Genomic DNA, 24,413 nt, shown 5'->3' on the forward strand with positions numbered 1-24,413 from the left:
GATCGAACTGTTCTTCAAGGAGTTGAAAAGCACATTGGGCTTCGCCCAATGCCGCCTGCGCCGGTTCGAGGCGACGGAGGGATGGCTGGAGCTGGTCCTGGTGACGTTCCTGTGGCTGGAGTGGCATCGGGCGAGGCAACTGGCCAAGTCCGGCCTGACGACGAAGCAGAAAGAGCGCTGGCGACACCAGCGAACCCACGGCCTCTGCCTGGCGGTCCGCCGCCACAGCGAACAGGCCGACTTGGAATACCTGGCCCGCGCCATGCAAACACCCGGCGGAATCCGGCGTTTGCGACGAAAACTCCGGCAGGCCATCCCGGCCGAGTTTCGCACCGCCGGATAAAAAGCGCAACTTCAAAACTGGCGCGTCGGGCTATGGTTGCGACGGGCTTTGGACTTGGGAACCAGTCACGCCTTTCAAGCTGGAACCATACGCAACCATAGCCCGACGCGCGAGCGAGGGAACTGCGATTTCCAGTGGTCCAACGGTTTCCCGACGGGCGATGGCAGGGTTCGACAGGGTATGGTGGGAGAAGGTTAGAGGAGGGATTTTTGGCTCTTTAAGCCGCTATTCTAATCTGATCCGCTCACACATGGAGGTAACCGACGAATTGCTTCCTCTCGGAACCATGCTTCGGCATCTGGAGGCAGATTGGCTTGGATTTTTTCAAACTCCATCGATCCATCAATATCCGAGTAAAACGCCAAAAACACTAACTCGCCACATAAACGATCTGAAAATTCAAGCCACATCCCGTCTCGTTGGAGATCGGAAGCCATGACCACTTCATAGCGAATGTCGAAATCAGAGTTTTGCATCAATCTGAGTCATCGATTCAATAATCCGGCTGATGTTCCGGGTCGGCTACGGCCCGCATGTATCGGGCCAAAAACATTTGCGTGGCCTGAATGGTCTGCCATTCAGCGAAGGCAATTTTGACTTCGGAACCTTCTTCGTTCGCTTGGATGTTTTCGGTGGCGAGGGTCAGGCCGCGGTGCAGGAAGTCGAAGATTTCCGCGAGGCGGGCCGATTGGGAGGGAGAAAGTTTTTGCGGCAGAGGGGGCAGGTCGCTTTCCGTCCTGGCCCAGTCGTAAGCGGTCCGGTCGGAGACGCCGTTGGTTTGCGAAATGGCGTTGAGATCAAAGTTGAGATCGTCCCCCGGAACGGTGCCGGGGGTCGTTATCCCTTCAGTCGGGACATTGCCGGCCTTGGCGGTGGGGCGTTCGGTGGCTTTGCGAGCGGCAATTTCCTCAAGCGTGCCGTACAGGAGCATCGAGCGGCCGACGTTGATCTGATCGCCGGCCCGGAGGCGGCGAATTTGGATGGGTGAGCCATTCACCCGTGTGCCGTTGGTGCTTTCGAGGTCGGTGAGGATCACATCGCCGTCTTCCTGTTGCACCTTGGCATGGAACCGGCTGATTCGCTCGTCGTTCAGGCGCAGCAAATTTCCCTCTTCCCGGCCGATGGTGACCGGAATCGGCAGATCACGGAAGATTCGCCCCTTGTCCACACCCTCAATCACCTGAAACGTCAGCGTCTTCATTTCACGCCCCTGATTGCAAATCCCGCCGACGGGTCGGGACTCACACACATGGCTTATAGCACACGGTCCCGTGATGCGTTTACACAGTAACGATATTTTTCGCCAACTTCAACGGGTTGACCCGTCAGTTGCCCAGATTCCCGCCACTTCTTTGGCCGTGGCAAAACGCACCCCCGCCAAGCCGCGAAACCACGTGAGTTGTCGCTTGGCGAATTGCCGGGTGCGCAGTTGCACTTCCAAGATGGTGTCGGCCAGCGAGCGGCCTCCGGACAGATGCTCCCGGATTTCGCGATAGCCGAGGGCCATCGAGGCTTCCCGGCTCCATCCGAGTTTGTTGTCGGCGAGTCTTCGGACCTCTTCCACCCAGCCGGAATCAAACATCCCGCGAACACGGGTGTCTATTCGATCATAGAGGATTGGACGGGGGATATCCAAGGCGAAACAGACTTCCGGGCCAAAAGCCGGTTCGCCGTCTCCCCACCAGCCTTGTTGCTGCCACTCGCCCAACGGCTTCCCGGACAGTTCCCAAACTTCCAACGCCCGGACCACCCGCCGCACGTCGTTGGAGTGCAAACGCCCGGCGCTCGCCGGATCGACGGCTGCCAGCCGGGCGTGCAGAAGTTCGTTTCCCGTTGTGGCGGCTTCGTGTTCCAATCTCGCCCGAACGTCGGCATCCCGAGGCGGGCCATCAAAAAGCCCGCAGAGCAGGGCCTTCAGATAAAGCGGTGTCCCCCCGACGAACATCGCCCGGCGTCCCCGGCTTTCAATATCGCGGACGCATTCGGCCGCCCGTTTCAGCCACCACGCCACGCTGGCCGATTCCCACGGATCAAGTTCGTCGACGAGATGATGCGGAATCCGTTGTTGATCTTCTGCCGATGGTTTGGCCGTGCCAATGTCCATGCCCCGGTAGACGGTCATCGAGTCGGCCGAGATGATTTCGGCCTTGAGGCGTTCGGCCAATTCCAAAGCCAAGGCCGATTTCCCGGAGGCCGTTGGCCCGGTGAGGATGAGTGAGTTTTGGAACGGTTCGATCACGGGGCACGGAAATCGTAAATGACAAACGACCGCGTTTCGGCCATCGGCTGTTGTTTTCGGATGAATTCCAACGCCGTCGGCATGGATGGCGTAATCAACGGATCGCCCAGAAGAATGCTTTTGCCGACAGCCACAATGTGCCCGCGAACATACTTGGCGAAGTCTTCCGGTTTCTCGGCCGGATAAATCCCATTGTGGTGTAGCGGCAATAATCGGTTGGGATCGTCCGCGATTTTCGGGTCCATTCCATAATACCACACGCGGCAAAGCGGCAGTCCCCGTTCTTCCGTCCAACGATCGAGTTCGGTCACTCCCTGCCCCCAATCGGAATTGGAGTCGCTCAAATATAGGTGAACCCGATCAGGGCCGCCCCAAAGTTCGTTGGCATACCGCAAACCATCCGGCCAGACTTGCAGGGGAGGGACCGCCGCCAGACCGCTGAACAACAGCAGAACCGACCAGCGCAACCCGGATTTCCATTTCTCGCTTGTCCGGGCAAAACCGACGCCGAGCATCAGCAGAAAGAAGACCACAAACGGGAAAATGAGCCGAATGCCGATCTGAACCCGGATGTTAAACGCAAACAGAAACAGCCCCAGCACAATGAGCGTCAACGGGGTCGCCAAAGATCGCGGTTGGGCAAGCAACAGGAGGAACAGCCCCAGCACGGGAAGCGTCAGTTTGATGCTCAGGGCCACCGGGAAATAATGCCGGACGGCACGCGGATACCACTCTCCAAGCAAATAGGCTCCGTGTCCCCGGATGTTGTGTTTGATTTGATAAACCACGCCCTGTCCGGCGTTGGGGAATATCTTGGCGTTCCGGGTGAGCCAGCGCATTGGCGGCCCCCACGTTTCATCCTGAAGGTTCTCGGCCCATTTCACCCCCGAGGGGAGAACCACCCAATCGCAACCGCAATAGCCCCAGAGAACCACGGTCGCCACCAGAAGCATTTTCCAAAAATCGGCCCACAACGGGCGAACCTGATTCCAGACATGCGGAATCCGACCGACGCCGACCGGGGGACTCCAGATGCGATTGACCCGCCAGCGGGGAATTTCGAGGGCGAACATCACGATGGGCACAAAAGTAAGAGCGGATGCCTTTGCCGTCATCGCCACGCCGTAAAGGACGCCGGGCAAAAACCATCTTCGGAACCATCCCCTGGTGCGGCCAGTTTGGTAATGAAACGTGAACAACAACATCGCGGCCGTAATGGCGATGTCCGTGGTCGCCAGACAGGCATGGCCGAGCAGACTCGGCTCTGTCGCCAGCAACACGACTCCCAAACGCCCGGCCCAAGCCCCGCCGTAGAGGTTGGCCACGCGAAAGCCATACACAAGCAAAACCCACCAGAAAACGAGGTTCCCGGTCCGGCCGATTTGTAACAAGCGATGGAATTCTTTTTCCTCGTCAAACGGCTGGCCGCGAACTTGTTCCCAGAGGTAAACCGGCAGATATTCAACGTCCACCGGCAAGGGCATCGTCCCGGCCTTCATCAACTCGAAGTTACTGCCGGTCCGCCATGATTTGAGGGAAGACCGGAGATAGAAGGGTTCGTCAAACGTCGCCGACAGTTCGGGGGATGCGGACAGAATCCACCCGGTCGAGAGAAGACCCCACAGGACCACCCAAAGAACATCCGGCAAGCGACGCATCCGCAATCAACTCCCGCTGATGGAATTCCCTTGCGGGTCTTCCCTTCCGTGAGTAGAGATGAATACCCTGTCTTTCCCTAATTGACCAGACCGGAATACCGATGGCCGACACGCACGAACTAATTCGCAACGACTTCCCGAGGGGCGATTTCCGGGCGGTGTTGTTCGATTTCGACGGCACGCTCTCTCTCTTCCGCGAAGGCTGGCCCCGTTTGATGACGGACATGATGGTCGACTTTCTGCGAGAGGCAGGGTGTGTCGAACCAAATGATTCGCTTTCCCTGCGGGTCGAAAACTTCATCATGGAACTCAACGGCCGGCCGGCCATTTTCCAGATGATGCGTCTGGCCGAGGAAATCACCGCGTTGGGGAAAACTCCTTTGCCCGCCGAGAGTTACCTGCGGGAGTATGACCGCCGCCTGCTGGCGATGACCGCCGACCGCACGGCCGAGGTGGAACGCCAGCCCGAAAAGGCCGCCGTTTGGGCGGTCCCCGGAACACACGATTTTCTCGAAGAACTGAAACGCCGGGGTTTGAAACTGTACCTCGCCAGCGGCACGGAACGGCATTTCATGCAACCGGAGGCCGACTTGTTGCGGGTAAGCGGGTTCTTCGAGGAAATCCACGCCCCCACGGCCGGGGACCGGAGTTTCTCCAAGCGGGCCGTGATTGACCGCATTCTGACGACGCATTCCCTCCAAGGGCATCAATTGATCAGTTTCGGGGATGGCGTCATCGAAACCGGCGAGACCCGCAAAGCCGGGGGAGTGGCGGTGGCCGTCGCCAGCGACGAGGGGGGCAATGGAACGATCAACCAGTGGAAGCGGATTCGGCTGGCCGAGGCCGGGGCCGACTGGGTGATCCCTGATTACACCGGCCAGAAGACTTGGCTGCCCGAACTGCTGGGATCATGAGCTTTTCGCCACTTCGGTGTTGCCCGAGGCCGTGTGTTGGGGCACAATACGCTCTTCCCGCCTTGAACTCACCTTGAAAGGTTTCCGGCATGACTCGGCTGTTTCTGTCCCTCGGCCTTCTGACGGCCGTTACCGCGATTGCCCAAGCCCAAGCTCCCGTGGAAGTGCGCGCGCACACCGCCTTGGTGCATCACATCGCCTTCAGCCCGGACGGCAAGTTCTTCGCCACGGCCGGCTTCGACAAGACGGCCAAAATCTTCGAGTACAACAACGGCCAGCCCAAAGAACTGAAGCCGATCGCCGGACACACAGACCCGGTGTATTGCGTCGCTTTCAGCCCGGATGGCAAACAACTGGCGACCGCCAGCCTCGACAAGACCGTGAAACTCTGGAACATCGCCGACGCCAAGATGGTGATCGAGTTCAAGGGCCATACGGACATCGTTGACACCATCGCCTTCAGCCCGGATGGAAAAACGCTCGCCTCCGGTTCCGGCACGCAGGACAAATCGGTGCGGCTCTGGAACGTCGCCGATGCGAAGGAAATCAAGAACCTCGGCGCTCATGCCGGTTCCGTTTACTCGGTGCTGTTCTCGCCGGATGGCAAAACGCTGTTTTCCTCGGGCGCGGACAATCTCATCAAGGTCTGGGACGTGCCCGGCCTGAAACTGGTGAAAGATTTGAAGGGGCATGAGATCGGCGTGACCGGGATCACGCTGGCCGGAGATCCGAACACGCTCGTGTCCATCAGCCAAGACCGGACGATCCGTGTGTGGGATGTGGCGGGCGGGAAGGAAACCAAGAAGTTTGGCCCGACGACCGATGACCTGTACGGCATCGCCTGGTCAAAAGACACCAAGACCATCGTGACCGCCGGTTATGCCGGAAATCTCAATGTGTGGGATCTGACCAACTCGAAGCCGGTGTTCACGACGCGGATCAAGAATCCGACGTATTGCGTGGCCTTCGCCCCGGACGGGAAGACCATCCTCGCGGGGCATGAAAACGGCACGGTGACGATTACGAAGAGATGAGCCGGTGAAACTTGTTCCGTTTCACTCGTCCGAAACCAGTCTGGCAATCGGCTGGGTGGCTTCGATATGGGAACAGATGATTTTGGCGATCACGGTCAGGGGCACGGCCAGGAACATCCCGGTCAGGCCCCAGCAATAGCCCCAAAATGCCAAGGAAATCAGGATCACCAGCGGGCTGACTCCGACAGCTTTGCCGATGATGGCGGGTTCGCCAACCGTGGCTGTCAGAATGTGAATCGTCAGCAGAATTGTCGCAATCGTCACAAATTCCCAGCCAAATCCAAACTGAAGCAACGCATACAGCGTGGGAAGCGAATAGCCGACCATGGCGCCCAGATACGGGATGAAGTTTGCCAGAAAATTCAGCACGGCCCAGACAAGGGCGAAGCGCGTTCCGAACACAAACAACACCACAAAAATGGGCACGGCCAGTGTGAGACTGGCGTATACTTTGGCCCGCAAGTAGTCGGCGATTCCCGCGTTGATGCTGGCGATGGTTTGCATGATCTGATCGGCCCGGTGATCGGAAAAGGCCGACCGCACCCGCTGCGGAAACCGACCGGCCTCGACCAGCATGAACATCAGATACAGGCCCACCACCACGCCAACCGACGCGGTCTCGGCCGCCACCCCGGCCACCCGGCCGATCAAATCCCGGATCACGTTTTCGCTGTTTTGCTCGGTCTGGGTCAGCTCGCTTATCATCCGCGTGGAAGATGGAAAGCGTTCCCCGCAGTAGGCCGTGAACTGGCCGATTAGGGATTTGGCTTGTTGAGAAAGGGCCGGAAATTCTTCGTAAAGCGTCCGGGCGTTGGATTGGACGATGGCCGTCAGGCCCGCGAGAGCCAGAAGAAAGAGTACCGCCACCGCCACGATGGCAAACCGGCCGGGAACCCGCTGTTTCACCCGTTGGTGAAACGGGATAATCACATAAGCGAACAGAACGGCGAGCAAGAGGGGTTTGAGAATCACCCCGAGTTCCCGCAACAGGAAAAGCCCGGTGGTGAGAATAATCATCACCCACGCCACCGTGGCCAGCGGAGGAGAGGATTCGACAACGGAAACAGACGGCGGCTCGCTGTTCATGGCGTGATTATTGAAGCAAGGCCGCTTCAATGTTCAAGCCCGGACCAAATCCGAGGGCCACGCACGGACCGGTCGCCCCGCGTTGCCGCATGCGATCCAGAATGAACAGCACCGTCGCGGAGGACATGTTGCCGTTCTCGCCCAGCACTTCGCGGGAGGCCCATGTGGCCTCTTGCGACAATCCCAATGCCGAAACCACACCGTCAAGGATTTTCGGGCCGCCGGGGTGGATCGCCCAATGTTTCACATCCGGAATGGTCAGGCCGTGCTTCGCCAGCCATTTGTCCATCCAGCCGCGAAGTTTCTGCTGGATCACTTCGGGAATCTTCTTGGAAAGCGTCATCACGAAACCGTGATCGCCGATGTGCCAGCTCATGGCGTCGGCGGCCTCATGGACGACATGGGAACCGTTGGCCACCAATTCCCAGTGCTTGCCCTTGTGATGCCGGCCGGGGACGCCGACAAATGCCGCCGCCCCGTCCGCGAAGAGGGCATTGGCGACGATTTTTTGCGGTTCCCAGCCGTAGTGGTAATGCAGGCTGCAAAGCTCCACCGAACACATCAGCACGCAGGCGTCCGGGTCTGACCCGGCGAAAGCGTTGGCCACCCGCATGCCGTTCAGGCTGCCGTGACAGCCCATGAAGCCGACATGGGTGCGCTGGACATCGGCAGAGATGCCGAGTTCGTTGGCCAGTTCCAAATCAAATCCGGGGGCGGCAAATCCGGTGCAGGAAACGGTCACCAAGTGGGTGATGTCCTTGGGGAGCCGTCCGGCCGCCTCCAAGGCCGTGGCCGTGGCTTTGACCGCCAGCCGGGGAGCCTCCCGGCGATAGAGTTGCATCCGTTGATGGGTTGTGGGGCCGTGCTGGTCGCCGGCTTTGGGCAGGAACGGCGACCCGGAGATGGTCGTCCCCTCGATCAAATCCGTGACAACTTGTTGCCCGAGGCAAACATGTCGGTGACGAATTCCCGTGCCGCCGTACATGGCCGGCAGCCATGTTTTTTGTTCGGCGGTGTTGCAGCACAACAACTCGGCAACTTCAAGCGCCTGCTGTTGACTCATTGTCGCGGGCGGGACTGCCGTGCCAAGCCCAAGGATGGCTAATGTCATTCCGGCCTTTGGATTTTCACAAAGCGGGAGAATTAAAGGAGCATTTCTCGTGCCCCCGCGGAAAGCAACCGGGCGGCGAGTTCCGCCCCGACGTTGAGGGGCTTATCCATAGGCCCCCGGAGACTTTCGGTTATTCTACGCACTCCGTCCTGAGAATACACGCCCGCTTTGAGGGTAATTTCGGATTGTTCAAGTGTCACAATCCCCCCAATCGGGACCAAACACCCACCTCCAAGCGCATAGAGCATGGCCCGCTCAGCCAAAACGCTTGTCATCGTCGGCCGGTGTGTCAGGGATTCGAGCACATCCCGTGTCTCGTGGTCGTCCTCCCGGCATTCCAAACCGATGGCCCCCTGCCCCACGGCGGGCATCATCCAGGAATTGTCGAGAAGATGGGTAATCCGGGAGCCCAATCCCAGCCGAACCAATCCGGCCTCGGCGAGGACGATGGCGTCCAAATTCTGATCGGTCAGTTTTCTCAACCGGGTTTCGACATTCCCGCGAAGATCGACGATCTTCAAATCCGGCCGCTGGTGCAGCAACATGGCCCGCCGCCGGAGACTGCTGGTGCCGATCACCGCTCCTTGGGGCAGATCCTCGAATCGCTTGTGCTTGGCAGAGACAAACGCATCCCCCGTCGGCCCCCGCGCGGGCACCCCGCCAAGCATCAATCCCGCGACCGGGAAGGTCGGCAGATCTTTGAGGCTGTGAACGGCGATGTCGGCCCGGCCGTCCAGCAAGGCTTCTTGGATAGCCTTGGTAAACACGCCGAAGCCCCCCATCGCCGAAAGCGGCCGGTCCAGCACCTGATCGCCGATGGTGTCGATGATGACCAGTTCGACCTCCTGCGGAACGATCAGGGGCCTTAGAAGGGCGGCCACATGATTCGCCTGCCAGAGGGCGAGTTGACTGCCGCGAGTGCCAAGCCGGAGGGGATTCATGGAAAGGATGGTGTGTGGGTGCCTATTTTTAAAGTTGGTCGCGGACCTTAGATGTGATGGCCTCTGGGGCGGCATCAATTCAAGCCTTCCGGTCGTGCATTTCAAAGAAGGTTCTGTCCCATTCGGTTTGGTATTCAATTCCCCTTCGGATCGGGCCGGCCTTTGACAGTGTCCCAAACCGCGAGGACATTGACATGCCGATCCTCGGCGATCACTTCGTACTCAACCGCCAGTATTTCGAGTTCAATCGTGTAAACCGTGTCAAATTCAAGCGTTCCGTGAGTTTCCGCATTCAAAGACAGAATCTCATCAAGTTGATTTGACAACTCCGCCAAACGGTCACGATTGGCGGAATGAATCCAAACATCCGCCAGATCGTTTTCCGCATTGGCCGTCCAGAGGACGAGATAATTCATTGCATCTCTCGAAGACGGGCGAGAATTTCAGAGAGTGGCTTGCCACCTTTCTGTTTTCGACGTTCTTCAATCTCCTCACGCGAAAACGGCGACTTGGATTTGGTGGTGGTTTGGGATTTGACATCGAAGTGTCCCAGAACAACACCTGTTGGATCGACGAATTTGACCGCGTCGGTTGCCGAACGAATCTGTTCCGCTTGTTCTTGGCTGAAGGTAATGATGGTCATTGAATTCTCCCAAGGGCACAACGAATCGGGGATGTGATTCCTCCGATTCTCAGAAATCCATCATATCACGCCACATTATCACGCGGGTCGGTGATGACGCCGGTCAGGGCGCTGGCGGCGACCGTCATCGGACTGGCGAGGAACACTTGGGCTTCCTTGTGGCCCATGCGGCCGGGGAAGTTACGGTTGGTGGTGCTGATGCAGGAAATCGGCGTGTTCAACCGGCCGAAGGTGTCGGACGGGCCACCGAGACAGGCCGCGCAGGAGGCATCGCCGATGCTGGCGCCGGCGTTGAGGAAAATTTCCTCCAACGTGTGCGTCCCGATTTTCTCGGTTTTCAGGCCGCGAGCGACTTCCGTGGTGGCGGGAACAATGAACGTCGGGATGCGCACCTCGGCCCCTTGCAGGATGGCGGCGGCCGCCCGGAAGTCGGTCATTTTGCCGCCGGTGCAGCTTCCGATGTAGGCCCGGTCCAGCTTGGTTCCCCGGACGGAACTCACGAGGGCCTTGTTGTCCGGCGAGTGCGGCTTGGCGACCACCGGCTCCATCTTGGAGAGATCAAAGACTTTTTCGTAGATGTATTTGGCATCGCCGTCGGACTTCATAACCGTATATGGCTTGTTGCCGCTCTTTTTGCCCCGGCTGTTCACATAGTCGAGGGTCACTTGGTCGGGGGCAATGCAGCCGTTTTTACCGCCGGCTTCGATGGCCATGTTACACAGGGTCATGCGCTCTTCGATGTTGAGGGCGAAGACGCCGTCGCCGTCGAATTCCATTGCCCGGTAGGTGGCTCCGTCGACACCGATTTCCCCGATGACCGAGAGGATGAGATCCTTGGCCATCAGGTATGGGGGAAGTTTCCCGTGGAACACGAACCGCATCGTCGGCGGCACTTTCAGCCACAATTTGCCGGTTCCCATCACGAAACCGGCGTCCGTGTTGCCGATGCCCGTGGCGAATTCGCCGAAGGCCCCGGCGGTGCAAGTGTGACTGTCTGTCCCCAGCAGGATTTCCCCCGGACGGGTGTGCCCTTCTTCCGGCAGGGCGATGTGGCAGACGCCTTTGTAGTTTTCGGTGCCGACATCGTAGTAGTACGGCAGGTCTTGCTCTTTCACGAAATCCCGCAGCACGTCCACGTTGCGGTTGGCCATCGCATCCTTGGTGAAGATGTAATGGTCCGGGATGATGACGACCTTTTCGCGGTCCCACACATTGGCGTTGGCCCCGAAGTGCTTTTTGAAGACGCCAATCGTGCCCGGTCCGCAAACGTCGTGGGTCATGAGGACATCGACATTCACCCAGATGTTGTCGTTCGGGCCAACCGCGTCCCGGTTCGCCGCTTTTGCCAGCACTTTTTCCGTCAACGTCATACCGGCCATCTGGATGCACTCCGTCCGATTGCAGGGAAAGATTGTGAACTTAGATTGTAGCGACCGAAGGAAGATTCGTTCACGCCTTGGATGACGGGAATCTTCCACTGGTCATTGTCGCCGAGTTCCCTATGCCAAATGTTCCGGCATCCATGGCCGGGCCGTCCGATACCCCAATGTGGGGGATTGGCGTGATATTGTGTGCCGAACTTTGTTCACCGCTCCGGTCGTGTGGCCCTCAACCGGCGGTCAGCAGCACACCCGATTCATCGCCCGGTGAATCGGCGACCTACATTCCCAAAAAGGAAGGGCATCATGGCCGGCAAGAACAAGACGAACCGCAGTCTGAAGAAGCGGTTCAAGATCACCGGGACGGGAAAGCTGAAGCACAGCAACACGAAGCGACGCCACTTGTTGGCCGGTCGCCGGTCGAAGTCGAAGCGGCAGGCCCGCCAGCCTGGCGTGACGACCGGACCGACGGCGGACAAGTACATCATCGCGATGGGCGGCCTGTAACCAGCCCCGAGTTGCCTTCACACCCAAACTAACACCCCGGAGGATTTTGAAACATGCGAGCAAGAAGCGGTAAGACCGTCCTTCGCAAGCGCGCCCGGACCCGGAAACTCACCAAGGGTTTCCGTCTGAGCCGTCACAACCTGTATCGACAATCGTTGGTGACGTTGATTCGCGGCCGCAAATATGCGTACCGCGACCGTCGCAATCGCAAACGGCAGTTCCGCCGATTGTGGATCATCCGTATCAATGCCGCCTGCCGGATGCGCGGCCTGCGTTACAGCCAGCTCATCTGCGGGCTGATTAACGCCCATGTTGAACTGGACCGGAAGTCCTTGTCCGAAATCGCCATTCACGACCCGGTTGCCTTCGACAAGATCGTCGAAATCGCCCGGGCCCACATGCCGAAGGATCTCAAATAAGTCGGCCCCGATAAAAAGTGAACCAACGAAAAGCCCCGCCAAATTGGCGGGGCTTTTTTATTTGCGGATCGCGATGAACCTTTCGGGTCGGAATTCGTCCGGCGGGTGCGGCGGGGGAATCTCGTCCACCACCACAATCCAGTCCTCCGAATCACGGATGATCTGGCACAATTTTCCGTGTGTGTCCGTTTCGACAATCAAAAGCCGGGCATCGAATCTCTTCAAAATTTCCAGTGCGTCCGGTTCCCCGGCTTTCACGTTGAGGCAGACATCCCAGTGTTGTTTGCTGAATACATGGGCATGAGTGAACAGCGTCACCGGCATTTCCGGCGGCAACGCCCAAACGAGAAAGTCTCCCTGTGTTTCGCTGCTGAAGATGACGCCCTTAAACTTGCCGTCCGGGAACTGGCGATTGATTTCCGTCCGCAACTCTGGAATCCACCCCCCGTGACTGCTTTCCTTGGAATCCAAGAGTTCCCATGCGAGCCGCCAGGGTGTTGCCTTCGACAAGACGGTGTTGCGCTCCATCGGCGGCGCCACAGGAACGTATCGCTCTAAGACAAGCGAACCCAGGCAGTAGGCCGTGATGGCGGCGCCGACGAAGAACTTCCACCGTTTCGGTTCCCCTTCCGGCAGGCTTGGAATCGTCGGAAAGCGTTCACCCAAGCCGGGTCCAAGCCGGGCGAGCAGCCACATGGCGATGATCCACCACCAAAGCAATGACCGCTCCTGCCACCAAGGCCAGAGGGCAAACGGCAACGCCACGAGCCACCCGGCCGCTCCGACTTTTCTTCGGCCGAGAAACCAGATGAATGCGAGCAGCACCAGCGACATGATGTATGGCCAATGAGTTCCTCCTTCGAGCTTGAACGTCATCGGCAGCCATTCGGACATGGTCTTCAAATTCGGGTGGCCGGAGAAAGCCACGATGTGCCAGTAGAGTGCTGGCCCGTGCGGGTTGACCATCGTGGCAAGAAACGACAAAACGCCGACGGTCACCAGTTGTCGCGTCTCCGAATCGGCGAAACCTCGCTCGATGGTCCGCCCCAGTGTGTGTAAACCAAGGACGGCCAAACCCACCACGAACGTGCCGTGCATGTTGGCCCACAAACCGAACATGAGAGGCAGGCCGACCATCCAACCACGGGAAAGCCTTGGGGAGCTGAGTGAATAGAGTAGCACCGTCATGAAAAACAGCCCAAAGGCTTGCGGCCGCTGGATGGCCGTGCCAAGGCCGCTTGCCAAAAGGTATAACCCGAGGCAAACGGCGGCCCAGGCGTTGGACCCGCCGAACCGTCGGAACATGAGCCAGGTGAGCGTGAACCGGGCCATCATCATCAGGAAGTGGAACAGGTTGAGAGCCTCGGCCCCGGAGGCCAACCGCCCCTCCGAAGAGAGGGCGAATATCTCCCCGAATTTGTAGAGCTTAAAGTACAACACTTGCGACAGCCACGCGACATGGGCAAACGGCGCTTCGTGATCGGTAAACGGCGAGAGGGGTTCGTGGTCGAAAAAGCCAAGCTTCAAATAAGCTTCGCCATATTTTGCGTGCGCCCACACATCCGTGTGCCAAAGGGGATAACGAACGAGGGAGAAGAATGCGAGCGAAAGTATCACGATGCCAAGCAGCATGCCATTCGTGATGCGGGGAATTTTCATGAGGAAATGTTAGCATTCAAAATTGACGGGCGTGAGTGACGAACACACTCAACTTGGAAAACAATCACTCGCCGAGGTAATCCAAGCCGATGTCCAGAGCCTTTGCGGAATGGGTCATCGCCCCGACGCTGATGCGGTCCACGCCTGTGTCGGCGATTCCTCGGATTGTTTCAAGACTTACCCCGCCGGAGGCTTCGAGTTGCACGGCCGGGTCGAGCCGGTTCCGGGTGGCGACGGCCGTGCGGAGTTGATCGTTGGTCATGTTGTCGAGCAAAATGATATCCGGTTTCAGAGGGAGCAGTCGGTCGAATTGTTCGAGCGAATCAACCTCCACTTCGAGGACAACCCCCGGATAATCGGCCCGGATCTTGGCCAGCCGACCGGCGAACACTTTCCAGAAATCCTCCGTCGATCCGTGCGTCTCGGCCTCGCGGATTGCCGCCAGATGGTTGTCCTTGATGAGGATGGCGTCGTACAAACCGATGCGATGATTCCGGCCGCCGCCGCAGCGCACGGCATATTTTTCGAGAAGCCGCCAGCCGGGGGTGGTTTTGCGGGTGTCCAGCAAATGGGTTTTCGGATTTCCGACTGTGTCCACAAATTGTTGGGTGAGCGTCGCCACGCCGGAGAGCCGTTGCAGAAAGTTAAGGGCAGTCCGTTCCACCGCCAGCAGGCCTCGCATTGGCCCGGCGATGGTGGCGATCACCGCCCCTTTTGTGAGCCGGTCACCGTCGGCCAGTTTGCCCTCGAATTTCAACCGGGGATCAATTCGCCGGGCGACGGCTTCCGCGACCGCCAACCCCGCCAAGACACCCTCGGTGCGGGCGGCAAACGCCGCTTTCCCCTCCAGTTTTTCCGGGATGGTCGCCACGCTGGTGATGTCCCCCAAGTCGCCGAAGTCTTCGAGCAAGGCGAGGTCGATCAGATGCAAGGCCGAGGCTTGTTCGGCTTTGGAGAAAGTCGGCATGGGGCACTTCGATCATCGGGGAGAAACTTGGTTTTGTTTTACAACCCCGTGATCCAGACCAGCCACATATCCTCCCGAATATTTCACGTTGATGGCCGTCAATGACCACTATCGTGATTAGGAACTCAACCCCCTCGTTTTGGAGTTTTGAATGCCTCGGCCAGCCATTCGGTTTCTCTTGGGTTTGGCGATATTTGCCATCCCCCTCGTCTCTTTTGCGGATGAGCCAAAACTCAAAACCGAAAACGTGATCTTCGTCATGTTGGATGGTTTGCGCTGGCAGGATGTCTACACCGGGGCCGAGGAAGATTTGCTGAACAAAGAACGCGGCGGGGTGGCGAATGTCGCCGACACCAAGAAACAATTCTGGCGGGAAAAACCCGAGGAACGACGCCAGGTCTTGTTGCCGTTTTTGTGGAACACCGTCGCCAAGGAAGGGCAGCTTTTTGGCAACCATCAAAAACAAAGCGTGGTCAGTGTCACCAACGGGATGTGCTTTTCCTACCCCGGCTACAACGAGATTCTGTGCGGTTTCCCGGACCCGAAGGTCAACAGCAACGCCAAGATTCTGAACCGCAATGTCACCGTGCTGGAATGGCTGCACAACAAGCCGGAATTCAAATCCAAGGTGGCGGCGTTTACCTCATGGGATGTGTTCCCGTTCATCATCAACACCGAACGCAGCGGCATCCCCGTCAACAGCGGGATGAAACCTCTGACGGGCGTGGAACAGACCGACGAAGTGAAATTATTGAACCGGCTGATTGTCGAGAATCCGTTTGTGGGTGAAACCACCCGGCACGATGCCCTCACTTATCATGCTGCCCGCATTTACTTGAAACAGAAAAAGCCCCGCGTGTTGTTTGTGAGCTTCGACGAGACCGACGAGCATGCCCATGCCGGTCGGTATGACCGTGTGTTGGGATCGGCGCACAAAGCCGATGGCCTGATTCGCGATCTTTGGGAAACGGCCCAAGGAATGCCGGAATACAAGGGGAAAACAACACTCATCATTTCCACGGATCACGGCCGGGGCGGCCCGCCGCTCGAATGGAAGAACCACAGCGCCAAGATCAAAGGGGCTGAGTTCATTTGGGCGGGGATTCTCGGGCCGGACACGCAACCGCTGGGCGAACGGGAAAAGACGGACCCGCAGACACAAAGCCAAATCGCGGCGACGTTGGCCGCATCTCTCGGATTTGATTACTGCAAGGATGTCCCGCAGGCGGGCAAGCCGTTGCCGGGAGCGATCGGCGCCGGGAAGTGATTCCCGCTCAGTCGTGCCGCAGAGCTTCGATCGGGTCCAGTCTCGCGGCACGCCACGCGGGGTAAAGCCCGAACAACACGCCGATGCCGCTGGACACGAAGAACGAGTAGATCATCGAATCCCATTGCGGAGCCGAGGGAATCGGCCTGTATCCGAAAACGGACGACGCGAACGGCACGCCGTAGGCGATGGCGATGCCCGCCCCGATGCCGAGGATGCCGCCGATGGTGGTTTGCACCACGGCCTCGACCAAAAACTGAAGCACGATGTCTTTCCGCTTCGCCCCGAGCGCCCGGCGAATGCCGATCTCGCGGGTTCGTTCGGTCACCGTCGCCAGCATGATGTTCATGATGCCGATGCCGCCGACCAGCAGCGAAATCGAGGCGATCAGCACCAGCAAGTTCTTGAAGTTCTGTTCGGTTTCCTCGGCTTGTTCAAGCCGGTCAAGCGGGATGGTGATGGCAAAGTCCCGCTTGAGATGGCCTTCCTCCAGAATCTGCTTCACCAAATCGCCGACGGCCTTCACCTTTTGTCGGCCCTCTCGGGAGTCCACATCCGCATCCACGGTCATCGTCACCTGGCTGATTTCCACCTTCTCGGCTCCGCGCGAGCCGGAAGTGCGGATGAATATCGTGTCCCCCACCCGGCGGCGGGAGGTGGGCAGGGGCATGTAGACATCACTGTTGAAATCCTCGGCCGCCTGCGATCCGCCGCTGCCGCCGGTGGGCATCCGGTCCTTCAACACGCCGATCACTTGAAAATCCTGCCCGGCCAGCACGATGGTTTGATCCAGCGGGTTGTCAAACGGGAACAACCGGTCGGCTGACACCGAGCCAAGGACGACCACGTTCCGCATCAGGATGCCGTCTTGTTGCACCAAGAAGCGGCCGCTGGCCATTTCCAACCGGTTGACTTCCATGTATTCGGGCGTGGTGGCCACCACCCGGCCGTTGTGCATTCGTTCCAGTCGACGAATTTCACGGGGAAACACCCGCATCGGCACCAAGCGGTTCAGGACGGAGATGTTTTCAAACTTCTCATAGTCACGGAAGGTGAGACCATAGGTTGCCACGAAACTGCGGGAACCGGTCGCCGAGTCGTCCGGCGGCTTCTGGCTCCGGGCGATGATGTTGGTGGCTCCCTGACGCTTGATGGCGTCCAAGGCCTCTTGCATGGACCCTTTGCCGAAGGCGAGCAGCGCGATCACCGAGGCGATGCCGATGATGATCCCCAACACCGACAGGAACGCCCGAAGTTTGTGCAGCCACAACCCCCGGATGGCGAGGATGGTGTTCCGACGGAATTTGACCAACTCGGTTAACATCGATTCAAATCCAAATTGGGGGCGAGACCGCCGTTAGTCTCTGTTCCGCACATCACTCTCAATATGCCCGTCCCGTAACCGAATCACTCGCCTCGCCCATTCGGCAATGTCGTTTTCGTGGGTCACCATGATGATCGTCTTGCCGATTTTGTTCAAGCCGGTGAGCATCTCCATGATTTCCACGCTGGTTTTCGAGTCGAGATTCCCGGTGGGTTCGTCCCCCAGGATCACGTTCGGGTCGTTTACCAGCGAACGGGCGATGGCCACCCGCTGTTGCTGACCGCCGGAGAGCTGCAACGGGCGGTGATCGAGGCGTTCCCCGAGACCGACCATTTGGGCGAGGCCGATACACCGTTGCTTCGTCTGGGCATTCAGGTTGATTCCCTGATAAAGCAGCGGCAGTTCGATATTTTCCACCACCGTGTATTGCGGCAGCAAGTTGTACGACTGAAAGATGAACCCAAGATACCGGCTGCGCACATCCGAAAGCCGGTCGTCGCCGAGTTTTGAGATATCCCGGTCGTTGAGGAAATACTGGCCGGAGGTCGGACGGTCCAGACAGCCGAGGATGTTCATCAGGGTGGATTTGCCCGATCCGGACGGACCCATGAGCGCGACAAAATCCCCGGTTTCGATCTCCAAATCGATCCGCTTGAGGACGTTGACGGTCACGTCCCCCATGTAATAGTTCTTGACCAGATTTTGAATGCGGACGATGGCGGCCATAAATCTCTTGGATTCGGAAGTTCACAAAGCGGGATCGAACTTCATTTCCCCGGCGGGCCGCCTTTGCCGCTGCCTTCCTTGCCCTTGCCGCCGCCTTTCCCGCCTCGGGTTCCCTTTTCGGCCGTGTCCTCGCGGGTCTTGGCCTTGTCCCCGAGGATGGCTTTCGGGTTGAGGATCACTTGATCGCCGGCCTTGATGCCTTCGCGAACTTCGGCCATCTTCTCGTTGCTGATGCCGAGTTGAATCTCCCGTTCTTCCGGACCGGCCGGCCCCATGACCAACACCTTGCGGTTTCGGCCGCTCTCGGCCCCGCCGACAATGGCCTGCACCGGCACGGCCAGGACATCCTTCACGGTGTCCTCGACATGGATGGTCACCTCGGCGCTCATCCCCGGCCGCAGACCTTCGATGGGTTCGTCGATCACCACGATGGTGGTGTAGACCTTCACATCCGAGGACATGAAATCGGATGAAGAAGCAACCGTGGCGACCGTTCGCACGTGGCCCTTGAAAATTCGCTCCGGGAAGGCATCCACCCGGATGCTCGATGGCTGGCCTTGGGCGGCGAGACGATATTCCCGGTCGCGGTATTCTTCTCGTTGGAGTTCCAAGTTTTCGTCCGAATGGGCGACCAAGGCGTGCAAGGGGTTGAGGTTCAGCAACAACCCGACCCGGACGGATTCGTGGATGCCCGTCGATTTGCGATCATCCCCCTTGATGCGGGAGAACATCGCCTCGTGGACACGGGTGGTCACCTGCATCACATTGAGGTTTGGAATCCGCATCATTTTCTGGCCTTCTTGCACAGAGGCCCCCTGTTGGATCAGCCCGCGTTCGGAAGCGCTGAACCGGCTTGATTCAGGGATGTAATAGACGACGATGCCATCCTGCGGGGCGTGGATCTTGCATTCTTTGATCTGCTCGTCGATGTCCCGGAGTTTGTCTTCTTCCTGCGAGAAAATCGACCGTTTCGTCCGACGTTCCGCATCAGCTTGGACTTCCTTGGCGTGCGCTTGGTTGGTCACGCGGTCAAACGCCCGCCATGCTTCCTGCACCTTTGCGGACAGGTCTTTGACTGTGCGGGCCGAGATAAACTTCTGGAGAAGTTGTCGTTCGGCCTTCACCTTCTTGAGGGCTTCGCGGGCGCTGGACAGACGAGATTCGTCCGCTTGCACTTGGGCCGGGGAAAGATAGCCCTTAAGTTGCATCCGCTGGGAATAGGAAGCCCGGTCCTTGGTCATTTCCAAGTCGGCCTCGGCCAGTTCAATGCGGCCAGTCACGTCGTCGATGGCTTGTTGAAATTCCCCGTCCGAATCGTGGGTGTCGATCTTGCGACGGGCGAGGAACGATTCGAGGCCCGCCTCCATGTCCAGCAACATGATCCGGGCATCCTCGCGTTTTTGTTGCAACAAGGTGCCCTTCGGCAGGCCGACATACTTTTCCAGATCCAGTTCCGCGAGTTGAATGGCGATCCGGGCGGTTTCCCGGTCGCTTTCGTTCTGATTCACCGTGATGAAAAGGTTTTGCTCGGCCGCGATCATGGCCGCGTGCGCCTGTTCCTTGACGATCTTTTGGGCGCGTTGTTGGTCTTCAAGGGCGGAGGAGTCCAGCGTCATGATCGGCTGGCCCTTGACCACCTTTGTGCCGTCGTCGATCACCCATTTGATGGTGGCCGCGTAGTTCCCCTTGGAACCGGCCTTCACCCGGCAGATCACATCTTTGTTGTCAGATGATTCGAGCGTGCCGCGCTCCACCACGGTCAGGTCGAGGTTTTCGTTTTTCACCGCGTGAAGGAGAATGTCGGCCCGGTTGGCCGCCGAACTCATCCCGTACTTCCAGTACAACCCGCCGCCGATGCAGAGCATCAGCACGATGCCGGCGGCGATGAGGATCGCGGGGGTCGTCGAGGATGTTCCTTCGTCTGTTTCAGCGGGATTCGGCGAATCGGGCAGGGGGGCCACTCCCGCCAGCCCCGAGGGGGGAAGGTTCGGGGAGAACGGCTGGCCGTTCTCCTCCGGATGTTGGATCGGGGAGGACGGCGGGGAGAGGTTGCTCATCAATCCAAACTCCGCGCGGATCGAGCGGAAGTTGCTCGATATCGCGATAGAACGACATTCTGGCCACCAAATAATTCACCCAGATGGTGTACAACGAATTCTGGGCCTGAAGCAGGGATGCCTGGGCGTTCAACAACTGCTGAGTCAGCGAGGCAGCGTTCGCGGCCTGTTGTTGAGTTTGGGCGGCCGCCCGCCCCGGTTGTCCCCCGGCATTGTCCGGGGTTGGCGGGGCTTGCAGCACATCAAGGGCGTTTTCCACCTGATCGAAGGCCACTTCAACCGCCCGCTGCTGGATGCGGTAATTCTCGGCCAAAACCCGCAGGGAGCGGAGATCCGTCCGCACGTCGTTCAGGATAAAGTCTTCAGTGGCCTGTAGGTTTCGCCGCTGACGCTGGTAGGCAATCAGGGCTGTTCGGTAGGCATTACGCTCGGCCCGGCGCACCAGCGGAAGTTCTCCGCTGATAACCAATTGATGGACGCTGTGAGAACCGCTGATGGCTAGTGGTTGGTTCTCGCCGGGGTTGGTCGTGGATTGGTAATTATAACCAACATTCACCACTCCAAGCAAGGCATTTGCGGAAACGGCGATTTTTCTCCACGCATCCACCAGCTGGCCGCGAGTGTTCATCAATTCCAAACGATTGCCCAAGGCCATTTGGGCGGCGACGGTTTGGGACCGGTCGAGGTCGTCCTCCAGCAGGTTCACATTCTGCACGATCACGGCCGGGAGTTTCGGCCAGGACTTCCGCACGGTTTGCTGGCGTTCGCGGCGGGCCTCGCTAATCACCAGAATAAAGTAGTTCACCGCCTCCTCGTATTTGACGGCCGAGTCCCGCAGGGTATTCGGTCCGCGCTTGCCAAGACCGGCTTCATAATTTCGCAGGGCCAGTTCAAGCTGACCGATGGCGATGTTGCGGGGGAGTTCCGCCAGTCGCGCGGCTTCCACCGGGGGGAGTTTCTCTCCGCGCAGTTCGACTTGGGCTTCCCGCAATTCCAAGTCACGCAACTCTTCGCCGAGCGTTTTGATTTCGTCCTTGATGACATTCATGGTGAGTTTCTTCCAGCGTTCCCATTGAGGCGGGAAATTTTCCCGGAATTTGGTTCCTTTCACCAACGGGGAACTACGGGAAAGATTGTCTAACAGTTCTCGCAACCGCACTTCAATGGGCATCGTGGCGGCCAATCCCCCGGCAAACAACAGCAATGGTTGCCGGAGGCGAAGCGGGTATTGTTCAATCTCGTCATGCACGGCCGCAAAGTCCTTGCGCACATCCGTGAAACGGGCGAGCAAGTCGTTCATGGGCCGGATTGGTTCGTCGTCCAGGGCCAGCGGCGTTCGGGTCGGCACACCGAGTTGCAATTTGAATGAATCAAGCCCGTTCTGCACATCCTGCTGCCGGGCGAGATACGTCGACTGGCCGCGAAGCAATTGCTGCTCGACCTGCCCGATTTGAAGTTCGGAAACGTCGCCGCGACCTTGGTATTCCCTGAACAGGTCGAGGTATTTGGTCAGCGTCACAATGTTTTCGCGCTCATTGTTTTGCTGGGCCGAGGAAAGCAGGGTGGGAAGATAACCCTGCGACGGGGCATTGAGGCTCGGGCCAACCCCCCGCAGGCTTAAGCCCGCATATGAGTACGGCGCATTGAGAATGTCCCCGCCCCCGGCGATGCTCACGTAATAGTTTTTGCGGAACCGGGCATAAGAACGCACGCCGTACACCAAATCGCGCTCGGCCTGTGTCAGCGGTTCCAGCGTGACCGCCCAGCCGCCGCCACGAAGCAATGGTTGTGTGAGTGTGAGGGCCAGATTTGAGAAACCGATGGTTGGTTTCTTGGTGCTCAGGTCGATCACCAACCGGTTCGCCAGTTGGGCCACCAGCGTGGCCCCGGTCGGGAACAATTGCGAAACCCCGGTGTTGCTGTTGAGCGTCCACCGCGATCCCGGACCGTCGGGTGAATTGGTTGCGGACAATTCGCGAACAGCCTGCTCCGTGGCGTAAAACTGCGAAATGAACGCAAAGCGTTGCAGTGTGACCGGTAACGCCGCCGTATAAACGTCTTCCCGGCGGTCTTGAAATTCCCGACTGTTGAAAAGGCTCAGTTCGGCCGCTTGGTCCAGCGTCAGCACGAACGGCGGTTCAATTGTTTTCAAGGCCCGGTCAAAGCTACTGGCGTTCGGGCCGGCCGGGGTGACGTCCGGCAATGGCAGCCCGTTCGCCTCACGCATCGCCCGGTTGTTGGCATCGCAACTGCGGATAAATTCCAGATAACCGCCCCCCTCGCGATCAGGGACGGTGCAAAAGTGGCTGCGAATCGGTTGCGGATTCGGGGCGTGGCTGTCGGTGTATGGATCGTCCGTCGGCTTGCCGGGTTGATCGGGATTGCGATCAAAGTCGGCGTATCTGGCCCGGCCGTCCGGGTAAACACGCCATTGATCGAGCTTCCACCGGTCGTCGTCGTTCCTGTTGTCCAGCAACCCCTCGACATCTTGGTCGGCCCGGTCACGGTAAAACTTGCGGGTGCAACCCAAGGCCGTTAGGGCCAACAATGAGACGAATACCCAGCGGCGCCAAGGCTGAACAGCCCGGAGAAACGAACCGATGGCGCGAGGGGTGGCGTGGTATCCCATACAATCGTTATCGGCCGAAGACTTTGCCCAACTTTACTTTCTCCTTTCGGCACAATCGGCAAAATTCGCCCGATTATCCGAACGAGCGTTTTGCCGTTCCTCTTTTCTGTTTGGAAAACCAGATATTGCCGGATATAAAGATTGTGATTGATCTGACTCACGAACGGATTGCGACCCGGAGATCGCCATTGATGGCGATGGAACGGGCGAATTCGGCTGGGATCAACCCGGCTGGCCGACGATCCATGTGATGATTCATGGACGAATCTCTTTTTTGACGCCCCTCCTGTTAAGAGAGAACGGCTTGGACCCGGAGTTTCGCAACATGCGCCATTGGCACGTATTGACTTGTTTGATTTCCCTCGCGCTCATCGGCTCATCCGAGGCGGGGCCATTCCGAAAAGGCAAGCCGGACCCCGAAATCCATGTTCCGGCCCTGATTAATGTTCTGAAGACGGACAAGGACGAACGTCGACGAGCTGACGCGGCCGATGAACTCGGCGAACACGACGGCAAAGCCTTCCCGGCTATTGTCCCGACCTTGGTGGAAGCCCTCACAAACGATCCCAGCTCGTCCGTCCGGACCGAAGCTGCCGAATCCCTCGGGAATGTCCGGCCGATATCCTCAAAAGCGGGATATGCCCTCGAACAGGCGATCAACAACGACAAGTCGTTCACGGTTCGCGTGGCCGCCCGGACATCGTTGCTGCAATATCGGTTCATGGGCTACACCGGCGCCAAACCGGACGCGACCGTGGCCCAAACGGCCGAACCGCCGTTGGCCTCGCTGACGGCCGATTCGTTCAAGCCGACGCCGAGTTCCACCCTGATTCACCCGGCTCCCACGACCCCCACGATTCCGCCTTCAAGCAACATGCCTCTGCCGCTTCCCCAGACGGGGACGCGGGAGCCCTCCAATAACTCAAGCATGTTTCCGTTCCTGAACCGGTTCAATCCGTTCAACCGTTCGGCTCCCTCGCCAACGAACCCGGCCGCCACCGTGGTCGTCAAGGATAAGAGCCAGACGGGCGAACCGCCGATTGCCCGGCCGACCGCTCCCGCCCCGAGGAAGGACTTCCAGTTGATGGACGAACCGCCGGTGTCCCCGAAGAAATTCGTCCCCCCGACCGGCCCGATTCCCTCGTTGCCCCGACCGATGGCCGTTCTGACAAGCGACCCGAAGCCGGTTCTGACAAGTGATCCCAAACCGGAAGCGGAAGCCCGGCCGGTGTTGGTGATCCCCGCGCCCCCCGCCCCGCCGGTGCTGCAAACGATTCCGAATGTCCCGGTGCTGAAGCCCGTTCCCGCCCCGGCGATTCCGGCCCCGCCGGCGGCCCCCAACGCAGATGATGGCCCGGCTCTGCCCGCCCCGAAGTAATTGAATGTGGAAGTAAAAAACGAGTCGGGCCGGTGAGTTTCACGGAAACTCACCGGCCCGACTCGTTTTTACTCGCTGATCGCTTGCCGATTATCGGAAGTCGCGGGGCCGCTTCTTGGCCACCTTGAAGGC

22 protein-coding genes are annotated in these 24,413 nt (G+C 58.8%); 7 read left to right on the forward strand and 15 right to left on the reverse strand.

The window, feature by feature from the left end; genetic code table 11:
* Position 1: 1 nt before the first annotated feature.
* The gene (locus BGIM_RS48435; RefSeq protein ID WP_238537508.1) at positions 2-343 is read left to right on the forward strand and encodes a hypothetical protein; all 342 of its coding nucleotides are present in this window, start codon (positions 2-4) and stop codon (positions 341-343) included.
* Positions 344-573: 230 nt separating this feature from the next.
* On the opposite strand, the gene BGIM_RS0102895 is transcribed toward BGIM_RS48435, so the two are convergent.
* From BGIM_RS0102895 to BGIM_RS0102910, 4 genes are all read right to left on the reverse strand, one after another.
* Positions 574-819, reverse strand: a complete 246-nt coding sequence (locus BGIM_RS0102895; RefSeq protein ID WP_020468292.1) for a hypothetical protein — start codon at positions 817-819, stop codon at positions 574-576.
* 17 nt (positions 820-836) lie between these two features.
* On the reverse strand, positions 837-1,544 hold the full coding sequence (locus BGIM_RS0102900) for an FHA domain-containing protein (RefSeq protein ID WP_020468293.1): 708 nt from the start codon (positions 1,542-1,544) through the stop codon (positions 837-839).
* 108 nt (positions 1,545-1,652) lie between these two features.
* Positions 1,653-2,582, reverse strand: coding sequence for a tRNA (adenosine(37)-N6)-dimethylallyltransferase MiaA (gene miaA / locus BGIM_RS0102905; protein ID WP_020468294.1), 930 nt, complete (start codon positions 2,580-2,582; stop codon positions 1,653-1,655).
* Positions 2,579-4,240, reverse strand: coding sequence for an ArnT family glycosyltransferase (locus BGIM_RS0102910; protein WP_020468295.1), 1,662 nt, complete (start codon positions 4,238-4,240; stop codon positions 2,579-2,581). The genes miaA and BGIM_RS0102910 overlap by 4 nt, the downstream gene beginning before the upstream one ends.
* Before the next feature lie 101 nt (positions 4,241-4,341).
* Between BGIM_RS0102910 and BGIM_RS48440 the strand changes: the two genes are divergently transcribed.
* Positions 4,342-5,154 carry an HAD family hydrolase gene (locus BGIM_RS48440; protein ID WP_020468296.1) on the forward strand — a complete coding sequence of 271 codons (813 nt, stop codon included), beginning with the start codon at positions 4,342-4,344 and terminating at the stop codon, positions 5,152-5,154.
* 89 nt (positions 5,155-5,243) lie between these two features.
* Entirely contained in the window at positions 5,244-6,188 is a 945-nt protein-coding gene (locus tag BGIM_RS0102920; RefSeq protein ID WP_020468297.1) for a WD40 repeat domain-containing protein, read from the forward strand.
* Positions 6,189-6,209: 21 nt separating this feature from the next.
* On the opposite strand, the gene BGIM_RS0102925 is transcribed toward BGIM_RS0102920, so the two are convergent.
* The 6 genes from BGIM_RS0102925 to BGIM_RS0102950 form a co-directional block, all read right to left on the reverse strand.
* Positions 6,210-7,274, reverse strand: a complete 1,065-nt coding sequence (locus BGIM_RS0102925) for an AI-2E family transporter (protein ID WP_020468298.1) — start codon at positions 7,272-7,274, stop codon at positions 6,210-6,212.
* A gap of 7 nt (positions 7,275-7,281) precedes the next feature.
* The gene (locus BGIM_RS0102930; protein ID WP_020468299.1) at positions 7,282-8,385 is read right to left on the reverse strand and encodes a type III polyketide synthase; all 1,104 of its coding nucleotides are present in this window, start codon (positions 8,383-8,385) and stop codon (positions 7,282-7,284) included.
* Positions 8,386-8,417: 32 nt separating this feature from the next.
* Entirely contained in the window at positions 8,418-9,326 is a 909-nt protein-coding gene (gene hemC / locus BGIM_RS0102935; RefSeq protein WP_020468300.1) for a hydroxymethylbilane synthase, read from the reverse strand.
* 134 nt (positions 9,327-9,460) lie between these two features.
* Positions 9,461-9,742: a hypothetical protein gene (locus BGIM_RS0102940; RefSeq protein WP_020468301.1), complete on the reverse strand. Its 282-nt coding sequence runs from the start codon at positions 9,740-9,742 to the stop codon at positions 9,461-9,463.
* Positions 9,739-9,969 carry a hypothetical protein gene (locus BGIM_RS0102945; protein ID WP_020468302.1) on the reverse strand — a complete coding sequence of 77 codons (231 nt, stop codon included), beginning with the start codon at positions 9,967-9,969 and terminating at the stop codon, positions 9,739-9,741. The genes BGIM_RS0102940 and BGIM_RS0102945 overlap by 4 nt, the downstream gene beginning before the upstream one ends.
* Before the next feature lie 65 nt (positions 9,970-10,034).
* Positions 10,035-11,348 (reverse strand): 3-isopropylmalate dehydratase large subunit, encoded by a 1,314-nt coding sequence (locus BGIM_RS0102950; RefSeq protein WP_020468303.1) that lies wholly within the window; start codon positions 11,346-11,348, stop codon positions 10,035-10,037.
* Between the two features lie 306 nt (positions 11,349-11,654).
* Here BGIM_RS0102950 and rpmI point away from each other — a divergent pair, with 306 nt between their 5' ends.
* Together rpmI and rplT are read left to right on the forward strand one after the other, a co-directional pair.
* On the forward strand, positions 11,655-11,855 hold the full coding sequence (gene rpmI, locus BGIM_RS48445) for a 50S ribosomal protein L35 (RefSeq protein WP_020468304.1): 201 nt from the start codon (positions 11,655-11,657) through the stop codon (positions 11,853-11,855).
* A 53-nt stretch (positions 11,856-11,908) separates the two neighbouring features.
* Positions 11,909-12,274, forward strand: coding sequence for a 50S ribosomal protein L20 (gene rplT, locus BGIM_RS0102960; RefSeq protein WP_020468305.1), 366 nt, complete (start codon positions 11,909-11,911; stop codon positions 12,272-12,274).
* Positions 12,275-12,331: 57 nt separating this feature from the next.
* Here rplT and BGIM_RS0102965 read toward each other — a convergent pair whose 3' ends face one another.
* Together BGIM_RS0102965 and nadC are read right to left on the reverse strand one after the other, a co-directional pair.
* Positions 12,332-13,933 (reverse strand): hypothetical protein, encoded by a 1,602-nt coding sequence (locus BGIM_RS0102965; RefSeq protein WP_020468306.1) that lies wholly within the window; start codon positions 13,931-13,933, stop codon positions 12,332-12,334.
* A 64-nt stretch (positions 13,934-13,997) separates the two neighbouring features.
* Positions 13,998-14,900: a carboxylating nicotinate-nucleotide diphosphorylase gene (gene nadC / locus BGIM_RS0102970; RefSeq protein WP_020468307.1), complete on the reverse strand. Its 903-nt coding sequence runs from the start codon at positions 14,898-14,900 to the stop codon at positions 13,998-14,000.
* A gap of 151 nt (positions 14,901-15,051) precedes the next feature.
* Between nadC and BGIM_RS0102975 the strand changes: the two genes are divergently transcribed.
* Entirely contained in the window at positions 15,052-16,167 is a 1,116-nt protein-coding gene (locus tag BGIM_RS0102975) for an alkaline phosphatase family protein (protein ID WP_020468308.1), read from the forward strand.
* A 7-nt stretch (positions 16,168-16,174) separates the two neighbouring features.
* Here BGIM_RS0102975 and BGIM_RS0102980 read toward each other — a convergent pair whose 3' ends face one another.
* From BGIM_RS0102980 to BGIM_RS0102995, 3 genes are all read right to left on the reverse strand, one after another.
* Positions 16,175-17,491 carry an ABC transporter permease gene (locus BGIM_RS0102980; protein WP_020468309.1) on the reverse strand — a complete coding sequence of 439 codons (1,317 nt, stop codon included), beginning with the start codon at positions 17,489-17,491 and terminating at the stop codon, positions 16,175-16,177.
* Positions 17,492-17,524: 33 nt separating this feature from the next.
* Positions 17,525-18,217 carry an ABC transporter ATP-binding protein gene (locus BGIM_RS0102985; RefSeq protein ID WP_020468310.1) on the reverse strand — a complete coding sequence of 231 codons (693 nt, stop codon included), beginning with the start codon at positions 18,215-18,217 and terminating at the stop codon, positions 17,525-17,527.
* Positions 18,218-20,143: 1,926 nt separating this feature from the next.
* A complete protein-coding gene (locus tag BGIM_RS0102995) occupies positions 20,144-22,903 on the reverse strand; it encodes a TolC family protein (protein ID WP_020468312.1) in 2,760 nt (919 codons plus the stop codon).
* Between the two features lie 325 nt (positions 22,904-23,228).
* On the opposite strand from BGIM_RS0102995, the gene BGIM_RS0103005 reads away from it, so the two are divergent.
* On the forward strand, positions 23,229-24,281 hold the full coding sequence (locus tag BGIM_RS0103005; protein ID WP_162136212.1) for a HEAT repeat domain-containing protein: 1,053 nt from the start codon (positions 23,229-23,231) through the stop codon (positions 24,279-24,281).
* The last annotated feature ends 132 nt before the right edge of the window (positions 24,282-24,413 follow it).

The organism is Zavarzinella formosa DSM 19928, from assembly GCF_000255705.1.
In the GTDB taxonomy this organism is placed as follows: domain Bacteria; phylum Planctomycetota; class Planctomycetia; order Gemmatales; family Gemmataceae; genus Zavarzinella; species Zavarzinella formosa.